The organism is Flavobacterium flavigenum (assembly GCF_027111255.2).
Taxonomy (GTDB): Bacteria; Bacteroidota; Bacteroidia; order Flavobacteriales; family Flavobacteriaceae; genus Flavobacterium; species Flavobacterium flavigenum.
Genome location: NZ_CP114285.2, coordinates 1265041 through 1283155 on the forward strand (window position 1 = coordinate 1265041; position 18115 = coordinate 1283155).

Genomic DNA, 18115 nt, shown 5'->3' on the forward strand with positions numbered 1-18115 from the left:
TACTTTTGACTTTATATATCAAATAAAAAGTCAATTTAATTAACTTTAAAAATTAAAAAAGTCAATTTTAATTTTAAACAATATAAAAATGGATTCATTAGACGAATTTGACATCAGAATTATAAAAGAGCTTGAAAAAGACGGCAGAATGGCTTTTTCTACCATTGCAGCAAATCTGAAAATCTCAAATACAATGGTACATCAGCGTGTGAATCGTTTAACAGAACAAGGGATTATTTCAGGGATAAAACCTTTGGTTAACGAAAAAAAAATTGGTTACGACTGGGCTTCCTTTACCGGAATAACACTCAATAAAGATTCGGATTCAGAAAGGATTATCGAAGCTTTAAAGACTATTCCGGAAATCACCGAATGCTATTATGTTACAGGATCTTTTACACTTTACATCAAAATCATAGCTAAAAACCACGAACATATGAGAAATGTACTTTACGAAAAAATAGACCGGATTTCAGGCATTGCCAAAACCGATTCAATTGTAGAACTGGGATGTGCTTTTAAAAGAAATATTACACTTTAAAGTTATATATCTTTAAATTTAAAATTTTAGTTTTCAATAATTTAATCCCTATACACAAACCTCAAAAGAAAAAAGCTTTGAGATTTTTTTGTACGATTATATTTCAGATATTTGTTTAAAATTGTACAAAATCATGAAAAAATCAACATTCTTAATTTTAGTTATTTCCTTGTATTTCAACACTATTAACGCACAATTAAAAGCAGTAAAATACAGCGATGGAAATCAGGTTTTAAACGGACTATCAGTTAAAGCTACAAAAAAAAGCAGTCAGAATCCAGGTATATTACTTTTGCCAGCATGGCTTGGAATTGACAATGCTTCAAAAGAAATTGCCGAAAATTTATCCAAGCTGGGCTATACTGTTTTTATAGCTGATATTTATGGCGAAGGTAATTATCCTAAAAATACTGCTGAAGCAGGAAAACAAGCCGGTTTTTACAAAAATAATTATCAGGCGTACCAAAAACGTATTCAGCTGGCTTTAGATCAGTTAATCAAATCAGGTGCAAATGCGGATAATATTGTGGCTATTGGCTATTGTTTTGGTGGAACAGGAGTTTTAGAAGCTGCCCGAGGTAAATTAAATGTAAAAGGTGTGGTATCATTTCATGGCGGTTTAGGTAAAGATGCTGCCAGACCTTCTGAAACTATCACTGCCAAAGTTTTAGCTTGTCATGGAGCAGACGATCCATTTGTTTCAAAAGAAGAAATAGCTGCTTTTCAACAAGAAATGCGAGACACTAAAGCAGACTGGCAAATGATCTATTATGCAAATTCTGTACATTCATTCACAAATCCAGAAGCCGGAAATGACAATTCTAAAGGTGCTGCTTACAATCCGGTTGCTGCAAAACGATCTTTTGAACATTTACTGCTTTTCCTGAACGAGGTACTTAAAAAGTAACCGACAAACCAACCAAAACTAAACCAAAAACCGATGTCACATAATAAAATCAGAGAAGATAAAACCTGTCTTAACTGTCGTCATGTTGTAGAACAAAAGTTTTGCCCCAATTGTGGACAAGAGAACTCAGAAAGCAGAAAAACATTTCATCATTTGTTTATCCACTTTTTTGAAGATCTGACACATTACGAAAATGCCTTTTGGAAAACGATACGAAATCTGCTTTTCAAACCGGCAACTTTAACCAAAGAGTATCTGTCGGGAAAAAGGCTTTCCTATTTGGCTCCGGTTCGTTTATATATTTTCATCAGTTTCATTACGTTTTTATTAATTGCTATGTTTCCTGTTAAAGTCAACGAAAACAGTAATAAAAGTGAAAAGGAAATAAATGACGAAATAGCTAAAGCTACACAAGGATTAAACATTAAAAAAGAAAATAATAAATACTTCCATTTTTCAAACATAAAGAAAATTGATTCTATTCCGAAATATGGAAAAGAAGAAGAAAAACTGAATGCTACCAGCTACTGGTTTGCTGAAAAAGCAATTCACATCAGTGAGAAATATACCAAAAAAGAAATTTTTACAAAATTTACAGAATCTTTCTTTCATAATCTTCCTAAAATTTTATTTATCGTTATGCCATTTTTTGCTTTTTTCTTATGGCTTTTTCACAATAAAAAAAAATGGTATTATTTTGATCATGGCATTTTTACACTTCACTATTTTTCTTTTTTATTATTAATTTTCCTTGTAATGTTTATTATGGACCGTGTTGTCGGTCTTTTTGGTGAAGATAGTCCCCTGAATATTATTTCCACTATTACCAGCATTGTTGGAACAATCTGGATGTGTTATTATTTTTATCCGGCTCATCATCGTTTTTATGGTGAATCAAGAATAGTTTCTTTTGTTAAAAGTGTATTGTTATTCATTATAAACTCTCTTTTTATTCTATTTTTGCTAACCTTGTATATTCTGTATACATTTATCAACATACATTAAAAACGAATAATGAAAAAAATTGCATTTCTGTTATTGATTGTTTCTGCATTTTCATGTAAAAACACTCAAAATATTACCTTTAAGGACAATTCCAATCCTTCTGAATACACTGAAAAAATTTCCGAAACAAATTTAAAAACAATGCTTTACAGAATAGCTTCAGATGAAATGGAAGGCCGTGAAACCGGCTCGAAAGGACAAAAGAAGGCTGGACTTTACATGATAGAGCAATACAAAAAAAATGGAATTCCTTTTCCAAAAGGTGCTACAGATTACTATCAGCATATTCCTGCATCTTACTTAAATGCAAGACACAATGAAAACTTACCGGATTCAGAAAACATCTGGGCATACATTGAAGGTTCAGAAAAACCAGATGAAATTTTGGTAATCTCAGCTCACTACGACCATGTGGGTATTCAAAACGGAGAAGTTTACAATGGCGCTGATGATGATGGTTCCGGGACAGTAGCATTATTAGAAATGGCTAAGGTTTTTGCAAAAGCTAAAAAAGAAGGACACGGACCTAAACGTTCCATTTTATTTCTTCATGTAACCGGAGAAGAACATGGATTGCATGGTTCTCGTTATTATTCTGAAAATCCATTGTTTCCTTTAGCAAATACAGTTGCCGATATTAATATTGACATGATTGGCCGCCGTGATGTAGAACATGCTAAAACAAACAATTATGTCTATGTTATCGGAGCCGACAGATTATCATCTGATCTGCATAACGCTGTGGTGGCACAAAATGAAAAATATATTAAAATGGATCTTGATTTTAAATTCAATGATCCTAAAGACCCAAACCGTTTTTATGAGCGTTCTGACCATTATAATTTTGCGAAACACGGTATTCCGGCCGTTTTCTTCTTCAATGGCGTTCACGAAGATTACCATGGCAAAGACGATATAGCAGAAAAAATCGAATATGATGCTTTAACAAAAAGAACAAAATTAGCTTTTGTTGTTGCGTGGGAACTGGCCAATAGAGAAAACAGACCTATAGTTGATAAAAAATAAGGTTATATTTAAGTTCCTAAGTTTTTCTCTTAGTGAATAAACAAAAAAGCTGCCCTTTGAGACAGCTTTTTTTGTTTTGTATCAATTTTAAAAAATCGACATTAATCTTTATCTCCTCTAATAAATTTACCTTCCTTCGTAAATTCAAGATCAATTTTGTTTGTTAAATCTACATCAACGTCTTTGTGCCCGTAATCTATATGGGTAATTTTTTCATTTGGATAATGCTTTGCCACATACTCTTTTATGTTTTTGGGGATAAATGAGGTTGGGATAGGTTTATCGCCACCATCAACTTCACGATAAGCGCCGTCTTTCCAAAACTCTACTTCGGTACCGTCTTTCAGTTTTACTTCGTATCCTTTTTCACCATGTTCAGCATCTTTTTTAACTGTTTCTACTGCAGTATTACTGAAATACTTTTTCAAAAACTCCTGTGCCGGCTTTGGTAATTCAGTAAGTTCAATTTTCTTTTGTGCGTGAGTCGATACTGCAAAACCAAGTAATAATGCGACTGTAATTATTTTCGTTTTCATAATTGCTTAATTAAAATTTCATACTCTCTAATTTACAATAAGTAAAAACACATTCAAACGAATTTAAGAAACCTTTAATTTTTTATAAACAGCTTAAATTGAATACCAAAACAAAAATCAAAACAACCAAGGGATAAAGCAATTAAAAGCCACTACTATAAAAGACGAAAATAAAACAGCTTTTTAGAGCTATTTAATGGCTTCTTATTCTTTTAATACTGTGAATCTAAAGCGATATAAAAACTAATTTTAAAAAAGAAAGGCTACCAAATTAGGCAGCCTTCAATTTACAATGTTTTTAAATTTATTTTTTAATTACTTTTATGACTGAGGATTGTTTAGCAGAAATAACTTTTATAATATAAGTACCTTCACCCAAAAACGATAAATCAACTTTTGCTCGTACAGAATGAACCAATTGTCTCTTCAGCAGCTGACCTGTAACATTCATCACAATAACCTCTGATATTTCCTGATTCATTTCAACATTTACCATTTCATACGTAGGGTTTGGATAAACCAATACCAAACTTTTATCGTCTTCAAAATCAGGATTAGACAAAGAGCCAACGTAATATGCAGTATTGTCTTTTTTCCAGTTATTGCCAATTGGAGCAGTATCTTTATCAGCTTGAATAACGGTAAGATTAGGGTTTATTGTGGCATCAAACGTCTTTATATTATTGTTGTTTTTATTATCAATGTTTAAAGTCATTAATTGATTATTAGAACAATCTAAATAATTCAAATCCACACTTTTAGTTGCATTTAAAGAGGTTAATTGATTAAACGAACAATCTAAATAAATTAAATCCGTATTTTTTGATATATCAAAAGCGGAATCATTTAAAAATTTATTTTTAGCACTCTTTTTTGCTTCTCCTAATTTATTATGAGAAGAATCTAAGTAAGTCAAAAGCGTATTTAATGTTACATCTAAAATGGTTAATTGATTATAAGAACAATCTAGATAAACCAAAGCTGTATTGCTTGTAAGATCTAAGGAGGCTAATTGATTTGAACTGCAATTTAACTCAGTTAAAGCTGTATTTTTGCTTAGGTCCAAAGCAGTCAATTGATTTTCGTAAGCATACAATTTAGCTAACGATGTATTTTTTGTCAAATTTAAAGCAATCAAACGATTTTTATAAGTATACAAAGTATCCAACATGATATTTTGAGTTAGGTTCAAATCAGTCAATTCATTCTCGGAACAATCTAAAGTTTTTAATGACACAAAATCCTGTATCCCTTTTAAGCTAGAAATTTTTTTAGATGAAATATTCAGATTGGTTACGGTCGCAATTTTCGAAGTCAATATTTTGCCATTGATGCTTCCTGAGTCGAGTCCTAAATCAATCAAGGCCTGCTCAAAATTAATATCAGGAATTTCAGTATATGTTATTGCTGGACAAGCGGCAGTACTATAAGTTGCTGTATCATCTTTGTTCCATCCATCAGGTTCTTTGATGCTGTCTGCCTGAATACAGGTTAAATCAGGGTTGTTGGTTACTTCAAAATAAAGTATTTTATTATTATTTCCATTTTTAATATTCAATTCAACTAGTTCATTATAGCTACAGTATAACTTCCCTTCCAAGGCAGTGTTATTACTTAAATCTAAAGCTTTCAATTTATTAAATCTGCAATCAAACTGATTTAACGAGATGTTTTTAGTTAAATCTAAAGAAGTTAATTGATTGGAATCACACCATAAGTTAGCCAAGGCTGTATTTTGTGATACATTTAAATTAGTTAACTGATTTGAAGAGCATTCTACAGAAGTCAAAGCTATATTTTTGGTAAGATCCAAAACAGTTAATTTATTTTGTGAACAATAGAGTGTTTTTAGTTTCACAAAATCTTGTATTCCTGTCAAATCTGAGATATTTTTACCTGTAACATCTAAATTGAGTATACCGGCTACGCCAGAAGTAAGTATTCTCCCGTCAACACTACCAAAATCGTAACCAAGCGAAATCAAAGCTTGTTCAAAGTTCGTATCCGGAATCAATGTATATTGAGGCATTGGACAAGAGATAATACTATAATTTGCTGTAGCATCTTTTTTCCAGCCTGTATTTGGAGCAGTGGTTCCGTCAGCCTGAATACAAGTAAGATTTGGATTATTTATGGCATTAAAAGTTATCATTTTGCTATTCTTGCCGTTTTTCACATTTAAACTCACAAAATTATTGGATTGGCTATCCAAATGAGTCAAAGCTATATTTTTACTTACATCTAATGTGGATAATTGATTATGATGACAGGTCAAAAATGTCAGAGCGGGATTCTCAGCTACATTTAAAGAAGATAATCTATTATTATTACAATCCAATTGGACCAAAGATGCGCTTCGTGGTAAAATTAAAGATATCAATCGATTAGAATTACAATGAAGTTCAGTTAAAGCATTATTTTTGGCTGCATCTAAAACGGTTAATTGATTATTATAACAGGATAAATAAGTCAAAGTGGTATTTTTACTTACATCCAGAGTAGTCAATTTATTATCAGAACACTGTAATTCTATTAGACTTATATTTTTACTTACGTCTAAAGAGGTCACTTTGTTTGTACTGCAAGCCAAATAATTCAAAACTGTATTGTTGGTTACATCCAAAGCCGTTAATTGATTTAAATCGCAAACCAACTCTTTTAAATTGGTATTCTGTGTTACATTTAAAGCTGCTAATTTATTATTTGAGCAAATTAAATCGTTTAAGAGGATATTTTTGCTTACATCTAAAGTAGTCAATTGATTTGAAGAACACCTCAATTCATTCAAAGCAAGGTTTTTACTAATATCTAAATCTGTGAGTTTATTATTATCACAATATAAAGTTTTCAAACCCACAAAATCATTTAGACCTGTTAAACTTGAGATATTTTGGCTTGTAACGTTCAAAGTAATTAAGCTGCCAATATTTGAAGTAAGCACTTTTCCATCAATACTGCCAGAGTCGTGCCCTAAATTAATCAGGGCTTGTTCAAAATTTGGATCAGGTATATTGGTATAAGCCATTGCCGGACAAGCAGTAACACTGTATATTGCTGTAGCATCTTTACTCCATCCGGAATACGGAGGAGTGGTACTATCGGCTTGTATGCAAGTAAGTTTTGGATTCCCGGCAACTTCAAAATTGGTTATTTTAGTGTTATTTCCGTTTTTAATATTCAGAAAGGTTAATTTATTTGAATAAGCATCCAATTTCTGTAGAACAGTATTTTTACTTAAATCCAAACTGGTCAATTGATTGGAGTAGCAAATAAAATTAGTCAGGGCGCTATTTCTGCTCACATCCAAACTGGTCAATTGATTGGAATAACAAGTCAAATCACTCAAAGCTATATTTGCAGTAACATCCAAAGTAGTCATTCGATTACTATTGCACCATAAAGTTGCTAAAGCTGTATTTTTGCTTACATCTAAAGTGGTAAACTGATTGGAATAGCATTGTAATATTGTAAGCGCTGTATTATTACTTAAATCCAAATTAGTCAATTGATTATCGAAACAATACAAAACACTTAAATCCTTATTTTTACTAATATCTAAAGTTGTCAATTTATTGCTGCTGCATTGCAAGGATGTCAGCCCCGTATTTTTGGTAACATCCAAACTATTCAATTTATTTGCATAAGGATGTAATATATTTAAGGCTAAATTTCTACTTACATCAAGAGAAGTCAATAAATTTGAACCACAATTTAATTCTTTCAAAGCAGTATTTTGGCTTACATCCAGAATTGTCAGTTTATTTAACCAGCAAACCAACTGAGTCAGGGAGGTATTTTTACTTACATCCAAAGCAGTTAATTCATTAGTATTACAAATTAAATTAGTTAACGCAATATTTTTAGACACATCCAAACCAGTCAATTTATTTCCTCGACAATTCAGACTAGCCAGAGCTAAATTTTGGGTAACATTCAGAGATGACAATAAGTTAGAAGAACAATCCAAAGTTTTTAAAGCCATAAAATCCTGTATCCCGGTTAAGTCTGCTATGCCTTTATTAAAAACATCTAAACTCGTTACACGAATGATGTTATCAGTAAGTACTTTTCCGTCTGTAATGCCAGAATCGTATCCTAACCCAATTAAAACTCTCTCAAATTTAACATCCGGAATAGCAGTGTAACAGCCAGTTATGCTGTAATTCGCGATGGCGTCTTTTATCCATGCTGAATTAGGAGGAGTTGTGCTATCGGCCTGAATACACTTAAGGCTGGAATTGCCACTAGCATCAAAAGATGTTATAATGGTGTTCTTCCCGTTTTTCACATTTAAGGTTGAGAGTTGATTATTATTACAAGACAAAGAGGTCAAAGAGGTGTTTTTATCAAGATTTAAAGTGGTCAGTTTATTTGAGGAACAATTCAACACTTTCAATGACACGAAATCTTCTATACCAGCTAAATTTGTGATATTTTTTGCTGATACATCCAAATTTGTAACACCTGCAATATTAGAAGTAAGTACTTGTTTATCCAGTGGCGTAATATCATAACCCAAATCAATCAGTGCCTGTTCAAAATTAGGATCTGGAATTGCTGTATATCCAGCTTCTGCACAAAAAACACTATAACTAGCAGCAGCATCTTTAATCCAGCCAGCATTTGGAGGTGTTAGATTATCAGCCTGGATACACGAGAGTCCCGGGTTATCTTTACCATCGAAAGTCGCTATCCCGCTATTGTTCCCATTTTTAATATTTAAAGACGTTAGTTTATTAGAATAGCAATAAAAGGATATTAGATTTGGATTTTTACTTACATCCAAAGAAGTCAATTGATTAGAAAAGCAACTCAAATAATACAAATTAGGGTTTTTGCTAACATCCAAAACGGTTAATTTATTTTCTCTGCATTGTAAAAAACCTAAAACCGGATTGTTGGTCACATCCAAAGAGGTCAATTGATTTAAATAACAATTCAATGTAGTTAGAGCTTTATTTTGACTAACATCCAAAGCAGTCAGTTGATTTAATTCACAATAGAGTATTTCTAAAGCAGTATTTTTGGTTACATCCAGAGTGGTAAATGAATTTCCTCCACATTGTAGATTGATTAAAGCCGTATTTTGGGATAAATCCAGAGGAGTATTAAATTTATTTACAATGCAATACAATCTTTTTAAAGCCTTATTTTTAGTTACATCAATTGTTGACAGCTGATTTTCACTGCAATTAAAATCTGTCAAAGCCAAATTTTTGGACACATCCAAAGAAGTTAACGAGTTTTTAGAAGTAAACAGTATATTCAAAGTCAGATTTTGGGTAACATCTAAACTGCTTAGCCGATTACTATCGCATTCTAATTCCGTTAAAGCTGTATTTTTAGATACATTCAAAGTGGTCAATGCGTTTGCGGAGCATTTCAAAATTTTCAACGCTAAAAAATCCTGTATTCCTGTTAAATCTGAGATATTTTTACCCGCAACATTTAAACTGGTTAGATTAGCAATCCTATTTGTAAGTACTTTTCCATCTTTGATACCGGAATCGATTCCCTGATTAATTAAAGCCTGTTCAAAATTAGCATCAGGAATAGCGGTGTATTGGGCATTTACTGTAAAGCATAAAAATAACATTGCAAAGAATGTCATAAAGAGTTTGTTTTTTATCATTTAGTCCACGGTTAAGTTTTAGTATTCAATAGTATTCTTTATAAATCTTAGTTTCCTTTTTTATTTGTGATGAATATAAAGCTCATACCCAAAACTAATATTCTTTTTACATTTGAAAAAAAGCTGACTTAATAAATGAGACAGCTTTTTTTTGATTATCGTATCAATTTCACATAGGCACTATAGGCGTCGTCTTTAATCGAAGTCCGCAGGTAAACTTCGTTTTCGTCTTTTGTTTTAAACTCAAACTGAATTAAAGCAGCATCAGAAAAATAAAACAACGATTCATCATCGCTGGCAAATTCAAAATTCGAAATTGGTCTGGTGGTTAATTTAACTTCTGATGCTATTTCGCCATTTGTCAAGTCTATCTGAAAAAGTTTTCCTTTTCGGGTGTATCCCCAAATGTTATCACTTTCTTCAATCATGTATGCGATAGTATCGGCTTTAAAATCCGTTTTCCATAACTGAGTTCCTGTTTTAGCATCTACAGCGTATATAGAAGAAACGTCCTCCCCTTGTGCCGCAAAGTAGACTTTTTTGTCTTTCCCAACTATATGTTCCCTTACATTATTTTGATTTTCATCGAATTTAAATTCCCACAAAACATCTAATTTATCCGGGCTTAAAGCATAAACTGTATTTTTTTCATTGGCTATAAATATAGTTTCCCCATCAGTTGCAGGCTTTCCGGAAATGCCCCCTTCAAAGCTTTTCTGGCTCAGGATCTTTCCTGTATTGGCATCAAAACTATAGACATTTGACCCGCTTTGGGTAAAAACTTTGTTGTCAAAAAACAGAACAGGCATATCGTTATTAGCAGCTTCTAACTTGTTGCTCCAGGCTAAACTTCCGTCTTTTACATTCAGGGCATAAATGGTATTATTGGGACTTTGAGTCGTTACAAACAGTTTCCCATTATTGATGACCGGAATTTGATTTTTTAGTATAATTTGATCTTTACTATCCCCTAATCTTGATTTCCAAAAAATTTCACCGGTTTGATTGTCAATCGCGAAAATCTCTCCGTTGATAAACGGAACGTATAAAACCCCATCAAGAAGCGTCACCCCATTTGCACACATTTCTGTAAAAGCATCTGTCGCTTTTACAGTCCAGGCAATGGTTTCAGATTCTAAATCGAATGTAAAAAGCGTGCCGTCGTAATCATAAATCAGGATTAAAGCTTCGTCTAAAGGAACTTTTTTTACCGGCCTTATAGATTTATTACTGAAAGCATCTGCAGTTGCTGAAATAGTGTTAGCAGGATCGATTGTTTCAGCTGGCTTTGAAGTAACCGGCACTTGTCCAAATACATTTATAACAGTAAATACAAACAGAAGGATGATAAGTTTTTGTTTCATTTTTAAAATTTTGATTTTCGATTTGGGGACAATAATTTAAAAGTGGAATCTGATATTTAAATTAAAATTGACTCTATAAAAAATTTATTAAAACCAACAATAAACCAATATCTATGCCAAATATAGTGAAAAACTATTATAGTTATAGTTATATGCTATTGAGTCGTTTATGCAGGATTTGAACAGGATTTCGTTAAGGTTATACGATGTCTCTTCCTGAAAAAAATTAGATTACATTTTTTGATTAATCCTATTTTATATTAAATGGTGATACTTTTATAAACAAAAACAAGTCCATACCTATGGCACAGACTTGTTTTCATATAATCAAAATTATTGCATTATCTTGGACCGGTGCTCCCTCCTATTTTTGTCACCATAGAGGTCAATGTAAAACTTGACGATACCGTAGGATTGCTAAATGTTCCTCCCAGATAAAGTCCGTTAAAATCTGAAGCGTCAGTTACAGCAGAAACCGTAACCAATTTATAGGTTTTGCCAGAACTGAATTTGCTACCGGACAAGAGTAATGTAGTAAAACTCGCAGGAGACTTAAACGTCATTACCTCCGCATTATCACTATCTAATATACTAAATATCGTCCCTGCATTTCCACTCCCCAAAATGGCAGAAGCCTGAGTAGATACACTGGCAGTTGGCGAACTGGTTGCCCCTCCGGCGCCAATCAGCAGTCCGCCGGTAATTTTAAACGTATTATTATCACAATCAAAACCTTCTTCAGGGCTTTTGGCTCCTGTAGAAAAGATTCTTCCTCCGGTTACTGTCAGCGTACCGTTAGAATCAATACCATCATTTGTCGTACTGTAAGCTACAATAGTTCCGCCATTGATATAAATCGCATCTGCGGCATTGATCGCATCATCGACAGCCTTGATATAAATAGTGCCGTCGTTGATGGTCAGTTTACTTTTGCTCTCTATTCCTTCACCCCCTTGGTCTGTTGTCGTGATTGTAATGGTACCGCCATTGATCACCACATAAGGATCTATCGTATCATCTGTATCGTATGAAGCCACTATTCCGTCATCAGCCACATTAGCGGTTATGGTTCCGCCATTGATGATAATATGCCCCTCTTCGGCTTCGATACCGTCGCTTGACGCAACAATGTTCAGAGTACCACCATCGATATAAACCGCATCATTTGTATGGATACCATCAGAAGCCGCTTTGGTAATGTTAATCGTACCACTTTGTACACGCACATAGTCATCAGCGGCAATACCATGTTTATTGTTACCAACAATAGTAAGAGTTCCGGTACCTGAAAAAATAAGCTGTCCTTCACTAAAAAAAGTTCCTTTTTGGTCTTCTGTAGAAGTAGCATAAGTTGTTCCATCCTCTAAGGTATTGGTACCGCTCAGTACAATAAAAGCACGCTTGCCTGACTGAATATTTACTGCCGGTCCATCATTATTTTTGATCGACACACCATTCAGCGTAAGCTTGTATTTTTTATCACTATAGATTTTAAGCATTCCATCTGTGGTAGTACCGGTTATTTCATAAGCGACTCCGGCAACAGTTGAGTTCACTGTAACATCAGCACCAGAAGTAGTAACTGTTACTCCGGTTACTGCATTTTCTACCGTTACATTTGTACCGCTAAATGTTATTTTCACCGTAGAAGCAAATGTGGAATTAGTTAATATATCTTCCTCGTTTGCACCAGTCTCCGATGAGCCTTCTGCTGTTCCCTTTACAGTCGTGGCACTAATGGTAACAGGGGTATTGGTCGTAACGCTGGTTTCATCATCATTGCTGTCGTTGTCTTTAGAACAGGAAAGGGCAAGAATGCCTAAACAGAGATAGAAATATTTTTTTGTTTTCATAATGGTAGGTATAAATAAATTACTAATTGCACAATATGTTTATAAAAAAGTTCAAAAGTGAATAAAATAAATAGCGCTTTTTTCCTGATAAACGGTTATCCCCATAATATTCCGGAAAAGGTATAACTGCAATACTATATATATTCAGGAACTCCAACAATAAATTGAGGTGAATGTGCAATATCTTGGGGTGAAAAAATTATTAACTTAAATCCATCTCATTTGGCAAACATCTGCAATGAGTCCCTGCTTACATTTTTTTGAATCAGACAAAGCTTTGTAACGCAACTACAATACAGATATAATTCAATTCATTAAAGATTTGATAAATCCAAAAACAGAAACTAATTTAGTCCCAAACTACAAACAGCAGAACTGTGATGTAAAAAACAAAATTCAAAAAAATATAAAATGGAAATACGTTTATTGGTTCTAAGAACAAGCGACACAAAAAAACTATCCGATTTTTACAGCCTGTTCGGATTGGCTTTTGAATACCACCAACACGGAAATTCGCCATTTCATTACAGTGCAACTATCGGAAAGACCGTTTTAGAAATTTATCCCTTAACCAAAAGTCAGACCCAGGCTGACAAAAGCCTAAGGTTAGGATTTGGAATTGACAACTTCGAGGCGACAATTCAAAAATTAACAGCCTTAGAAGTCGTGTTTGCCTTACCTCCCAAACAAACAGAGTACGGGTTTATGGCTGTAATTGAAGACCTTGACGGAAGGAAAATTGAGTTGTATAAAAATAGCTAGTTGAAATTTAGAAAATTTAGCCTTAACAATTTTCAAAATTAATAGGTAATTATTATAAAATAGGTAGTGTCGTTTTCGGAAAGTTATATTTGAAAGAAATTAAAATTGGAAAGTGTCATAATTAATTCTTTCCTTGTTTATTATTCTATTTCTCTCAATTACAAAATTTTTGACTATGGTATCATAAATATGTTGATAATCACTACCTTCAAGTTTCGAAATTTCAGTCGCCTTTTTTATTCCCATTTGATTATATGAAGTTCCTAATCTGAGTGCTTTTTTATTTGAAATAGAGAATATATATCTATCATGAAAGGGAGAACTTGAATCTGATTTTGAAGCAAAAATAAATTCACTGATTGGAAAATTTTCAGATGACAATTGTTTCCACTTATTTAATGTTTCACTTTTTTCCAAAACCTTATTTCCTAAAATAGACAATTCAACTTCATTATTAATTGAAGTAATTAATTTTATTAATTCCAAATCTTCGTAATCGAAATAGGAGTCAATAATTATAATGTTATCTTCAGAAATATTTAAAATCCAATCTTTAATAAATGATTTTGCTTTTTCACGCTCTCCTATTTCAATACTTAAATTACTACTTTCATCAATCATATTGAATTCAACATCTCCTTTTTCTTTAAAATTGTGCATATGTAATCTTTTTAAAAACTCGAAATTTTCAAATGTACTTTTCAAATTTTCAACTAACAATTCTTTAATCTTTTCCTCTTCTATTTTTGGATAGACCTTCCTTGAAATATTTTCTAAATAGTATATATAGATAATAATTGATTTATCAATTGGAATACTGTATGAAACATCAAGAAATTTGTTGATGTCTCCAATTTTCTTTGGAGATAACTTATTAGAATTTAAAAGCATCAATGAATTAAATATTGCATATAGCATATTATGCTGATTTTCTTTCTCTTTTTCTTCAACGGTTTGATTGTTCTTTATCTTTTTTAATAATTCAAGTCTCGCATGATGCTTTTTAACAAGTCCTTTATTGTCTATTTTATCTACACAGTCTACTGATTCTATTAACTCGTTACACAATTTTTCGTCAATTTTGTGAATTGTATCTATAAGATTTCTTTGATATTTATAAACTTCATACTTATCATCTAAATTATTTGAAATTGTCAATGCTGACTTTACTACTCTACCCCATGCCGAATTATTGGTTGCATACATTATTTCGGAAATTTCATTAATTCTTTCTATATATTCGTAAGTAACTTTTAAGGACTTTAAATCATCTATAATCTCATCAAATAATCTTTTCTTCTCTACAATCTTTGAGCTTTGTAAATTTTTAAGAATAATTGACTTTATAAATATTCGATCAGATAAATTAGGTACATTTAGAGTATCATCATATATACCCTGAATTTTTTGAAAGTCTTTTTTAATCCTAATTAATTGCAAAGTGCTTATTAATTTAAAACCTTGATGTTTGACATTTAACATTTCGGGTAATTTTGAATCAATAATTATTTCTAATTCGCTTACAACATAATTTATCTGGGTACTTGATAAATTAGTTTCTCTATGCGTCATTTTATCACTGATTCTTTCAATGACCTTATAAATATCTATATCCCTCTCAATATTTCTAAGAACAGCTATACATTTAGATAAATTATTATATGTAAAACCGGATATGGCAACTTTGTCCTCATATATTTTATATGGGTTCTTGTTATCCAAATAGAAAAGAGCTATTTTATAAAAAGCTTCATTCTTATGATGATATGAAAATTTTTTAATAATTCTATTTGCATAGTCCTCATTATTTATATAAACAAATATTACGATATTAGTATCCTCTAGATTAATTTTATCATTATTTAATAAAGGATAAATATTCTTTTCTAATAATTTACTACTAAGTGGAAAAACCGGTCAATTTGACCACCTAATTCCGGAGTAAATTGACCACCCGTTCCGGAGCAAACTGACCCCCTAATTCCGGAGCAAATTGACCACCAAGTTTTGTGGTGAATTAAGTATTAAAAACTATTGATTTTTTCATGTTGTTAGAACCATACATTCGTTAAAAATTTACGGATTATGGCAAACAAAATAACAGACATGAGTAAAATTAGAAAAGTAATTAAATTCTATTGTAATGGAAAGAGTAAGTTATTTATAAGTAGCTACTTATCCCTTTCAAGAAATACGGTAAAGAAATATATTTCTTTATTTGAAGTTCTCGAATTAAGCTTTGAATTAATCGACCAAAAAACCGATGCAGAGCTGGAACTTTTATTCTCCCAGACTAGTGTAGAGGCCATTAGCCCGAGATTACAGACACTTTATGATTTTTTTCCTAAAATGGAACGTGAACTAAAAAAAGTTGGCGTTACCGTACAGCATATGTGGGAACAATATATTGCTGTAAATCCTGATGGTTATCGAACTTCACAATTTCATTATCATTACAATATATGGGGCAAACGAGTTAATCCGGTCATGCATATGAACCATAAGGCTGGTGATAAAATGTATGTTGATTATGCCGGAAAGACACTCTCAATTATTGATATAGATACTGGAGAAGTCAAAGAAGTACAATTTTTTGTAGCAATATTGGGCGCTAGCCAATACACGTATGCTGAAGCTTCCATGAGCCAGCAAAAGGAATACTTTGTTGACTCGGTAGAAAATGCCATGCGCTTTTTTGAAGGCACTCCTGTCGCCATTGTTCCAGATAATTTAAAATCTGCCGTAATAAAAAGCAGTCGTTTTGAACCGACAATCAATGAAACCCTGGCTGATTTAGCAGAACATTACGAAACCACAATTTTACCTGCCAGAGCTTACAGACCCAGAGACAAATCATTAGTTGAAGGAGCTGTTAAGATATTATATCGAAGGATTTATGTAACCATAAAAGAAACTAAGTTCTTTTCTCTGGAAGAATTAAACCAGCAGATCTGGGATTTACTTGACTCTCACAATAACAGAAAACTAACAGGACGCCCTTATTCCCGTTTTGAATTATTTTTAGAAGACGAGAAAGAAAAACTGCGTCCACTCCCACAAGATCGTTTTGAAATTAAATACCAGTCTTTTGCAACAGTAATGCAAAACGGTCATGTTCAATTAAGCCAGGACAAAAACTATTACAGCGTTCCGTATCAATATGTAAAGAAGAAAGCCAAGCTGTTATATACCAAATCAACGGTAGAGATTTATTATAAATACAATCGAATAGCTGTACATCCAAGAAACTACAAACCTTATGTCTATACAACAACTCCTGAGCATTTAGCCAGTACACATCAATTTGTAGCCCAATGGAGTGCTGCCCGCTTCATTGAATGGGCTAATAATATTGATGAGTCAGTAGGAGAATATATAATGCAGATAATCGAAAGCAGAAATCATCCAGAACAGGCTTATAAAAGCTGTTTAGGAATACTGAATTTTGAAAAAAAGGTAGGCAGACAGCGATTAATAAATGCCTGCAGGCGGGCACTTGATTTTAAAATTTACAATTTTAAGACCATACAAAACATTTTAGAAAACAACTTGGATCATATTGATTTTGATCAAGAACCTGAGCAGGAACTTCCCGATCACAGTAACATAAGAGGAAAACACTATTATAACTAAATTAAATCTTGAAAAAATGAATGAATCCACAGTAACCAAAATGAAACAAATGAAGCTTTATGGCATGTTTAATGCTTTTAAAACAGCCATTGAAAGCGGGAAAACAGATCATTATACCCTTGACCAGTTTGTATCGATGATTATTGATGCAGAATGGGATGAAAGGTACAATCGTCGTATTGAACGAAGTATCACTAATGCCAAATTCCATTACAAATCAAATATTGAAAGTATCAATTTTGATGTATCACGTAACCTGGACCGAAACATGGTACTGCGTCTGGCAGAATGCGAATTTATAGAGAAAAACGAAAACATTTTAATCACTGGAAGCACCGGTGTCGGTAAAAGTTATTTAGGTACTGCATTAGGTTATCAAGCCTGTATACAGGGTTTTAAGGTAAGTTATTTTAATACCTCAAAATTGTTCGCTAGACTAAAAATGGCTAAAGCAGATGGTACTTATCTACGGGAACTTACCAAAATACAAAGACAGGATGTTATAATACTTGATGATTTTGGACTTCAGGCACTTGACAGCCATAACCGAATTACTCTTTTGGAGATCATAGAGGACAGGCATAATAACGGCTCTATAATCGTGACATCACAAATACCAGTTCAAGGCTGGTATGATATAATTGGAGAAAAAACGATAGCCGATGCAATATTAGACAGACTTATACACCAATCTCATAGGCTTGAATTACATGGAGAATCCATGAGAAAGAAAAGAGGAATAAACAAAGAGTGATATTTTATTATATTTGAATACTAATTAACAGATGAAAAAATATAGTTTTTAATCAAAACGGAGGTGCTCACTTTGCACCGGAATTAGGTGGTCATTTTGAAC

At 32.6% G+C, this 18115-nt stretch carries 12 protein-coding genes; 7 read left to right on the top strand and 5 right to left on the bottom strand.

Going from position 1 to position 18115, the window contains the following annotated elements; genetic code table 11:
• The first annotated feature begins 88 nt into the window (after positions 1 to 88).
• The 4 genes from OZP09_RS04635 to OZP09_RS04650 all read left to right on the top strand — a co-directional run bounded on the left by OZP09_RS04635 (position 89) and on the right by OZP09_RS04650 (position 3479).
• Positions 89 to 541, top strand: coding sequence for an Lrp/AsnC family transcriptional regulator (locus OZP09_RS04635; protein ID WP_223682820.1), 453 nt, complete (start codon positions 89 to 91; stop codon positions 539 to 541).
• Between the two features lie 133 nt (positions 542 to 674).
• Entirely contained in the window at positions 675 to 1448 is a 774-nt protein-coding gene (locus tag OZP09_RS04640) for a dienelactone hydrolase family protein (protein WP_281310376.1), read from the top strand.
• Positions 1449 to 1481: 33 nt separating this feature from the next.
• Complete coding sequence (locus OZP09_RS04645; protein ID WP_281310377.1) at positions 1482 to 2453, top strand: DUF3667 domain-containing protein; 972 nt, start codon at positions 1482 to 1484, stop codon at positions 2451 to 2453.
• A 9-nt stretch (positions 2454 to 2462) separates the two neighbouring features.
• On the top strand, positions 2463 to 3479 hold the full coding sequence (locus OZP09_RS04650; protein ID WP_281310378.1) for a M28 family peptidase: 1017 nt from the start codon (positions 2463 to 2465) through the stop codon (positions 3477 to 3479).
• 101 nt (positions 3480 to 3580) lie between these two features.
• Here OZP09_RS04650 and OZP09_RS04655 read toward each other — a convergent pair whose 3' ends face one another.
• The 4 genes from OZP09_RS04655 to OZP09_RS04670 all read right to left on the bottom strand — a co-directional run bounded on the left by OZP09_RS04655 (position 3581) and on the right by OZP09_RS04670 (position 12864).
• On the bottom strand, positions 3581 to 4015 hold the full coding sequence (locus tag OZP09_RS04655) for a PepSY-like domain-containing protein (RefSeq protein WP_269236761.1): 435 nt from the start codon (positions 4013 to 4015) through the stop codon (positions 3581 to 3583).
• Between the two features lie 304 nt (positions 4016 to 4319).
• Positions 4320 to 9626, bottom strand: coding sequence for a T9SS type A sorting domain-containing protein (locus OZP09_RS04660; protein ID WP_269236762.1), 5307 nt, complete (start codon positions 9624 to 9626; stop codon positions 4320 to 4322).
• Between the two features lie 176 nt (positions 9627 to 9802).
• Positions 9803 to 11011, bottom strand: a complete 1209-nt coding sequence (locus OZP09_RS04665; protein ID WP_269236763.1) for an outer membrane protein assembly factor BamB family protein — start codon at positions 11009 to 11011, stop codon at positions 9803 to 9805.
• A gap of 341 nt (positions 11012 to 11352) precedes the next feature.
• Positions 11353 to 12864 carry a carbohydrate-binding domain-containing protein gene (locus tag OZP09_RS04670; protein WP_269236764.1) on the bottom strand — a complete coding sequence of 504 codons (1512 nt, stop codon included), beginning with the start codon at positions 12862 to 12864 and terminating at the stop codon, positions 11353 to 11355.
• Between the two features lie 411 nt (positions 12865 to 13275).
• On the opposite strand from OZP09_RS04670, the gene OZP09_RS04675 reads away from it, so the two are divergent.
• Entirely contained in the window at positions 13276 to 13626 is a 351-nt protein-coding gene (locus OZP09_RS04675; protein WP_269236765.1) for a VOC family protein, read from the top strand.
• Between the two features lie 99 nt (positions 13627 to 13725).
• On the opposite strand, the gene OZP09_RS04680 is transcribed toward OZP09_RS04675, so the two are convergent.
• Positions 13726 to 15348, bottom strand: coding sequence for a hypothetical protein (locus OZP09_RS04680; protein ID WP_269236766.1), 1623 nt, complete (start codon positions 15346 to 15348; stop codon positions 13726 to 13728).
• A 363-nt stretch (positions 15349 to 15711) separates the two neighbouring features.
• On the opposite strand from OZP09_RS04680, the gene istA reads away from it, so the two are divergent.
• Complete coding sequence (gene istA / locus OZP09_RS04685; protein ID WP_269236116.1) at positions 15712 to 17259, top strand: IS21 family transposase; 1548 nt, start codon at positions 15712 to 15714, stop codon at positions 17257 to 17259.
• Between the two features lie 16 nt (positions 17260 to 17275).
• Positions 17276 to 18013: an IS21-like element helper ATPase IstB gene (istB, locus tag OZP09_RS04690; protein WP_056251131.1), complete on the top strand. Its 738-nt coding sequence runs from the start codon at positions 17276 to 17278 to the stop codon at positions 18011 to 18013.
• Positions 18014 to 18115: the final 102 nt, after the last annotated feature.

Bases quoted from the DNA above. Each gene is read 5' to 3' on its own strand.
- OZP09_RS04635 (WP_223682820.1), top strand. From the start codon at position 89: ATGGATTCATTAGACGAATTTGACATCAGAATTATAAAAGAGCTTGAA.
- OZP09_RS04640 (WP_281310376.1), top strand. From the start codon at position 675: ATGAAAAAATCAACATTCTTAATTTTAGTTATTTCCTTGTATTTCAAC.
- OZP09_RS04645 (WP_281310377.1), top strand. From the start codon at position 1,482: ATGTCACATAATAAAATCAGAGAAGATAAAACCTGTCTTAACTGTCGT.
- OZP09_RS04650 (WP_281310378.1), top strand. From the start codon at position 2,463: ATGAAAAAAATTGCATTTCTGTTATTGATTGTTTCTGCATTTTCATGT.
- OZP09_RS04655 (WP_269236761.1), bottom strand. From the start codon at position 4,015: ATGAAAACGAAAATAATTACAGTCGCATTATTACTTGGTTTTGCAGTA.
- OZP09_RS04660 (WP_269236762.1), bottom strand. From the start codon at position 9,626: ATGACATTCTTTGCAATGTTATTTTTATGCTTTACAGTAAATGCCCAA.
- OZP09_RS04665 (WP_269236763.1), bottom strand. From the start codon at position 11,011: ATGAAACAAAAACTTATCATCCTTCTGTTTGTATTTACTGTTATAAAT.
- OZP09_RS04670 (WP_269236764.1), bottom strand. From the start codon at position 12,864: ATGAAAACAAAAAAATATTTCTATCTCTGTTTAGGCATTCTTGCCCTT.
- OZP09_RS04675 (WP_269236765.1), top strand. From the start codon at position 13,276: ATGGAAATACGTTTATTGGTTCTAAGAACAAGCGACACAAAAAAACTA.
- istA (WP_269236116.1), top strand. From the start codon at position 15,712: ATGGCAAACAAAATAACAGACATGAGTAAAATTAGAAAAGTAATTAAA.
- istB (WP_056251131.1), top strand. From the start codon at position 17,276: ATGAATGAATCCACAGTAACCAAAATGAAACAAATGAAGCTTTATGGC.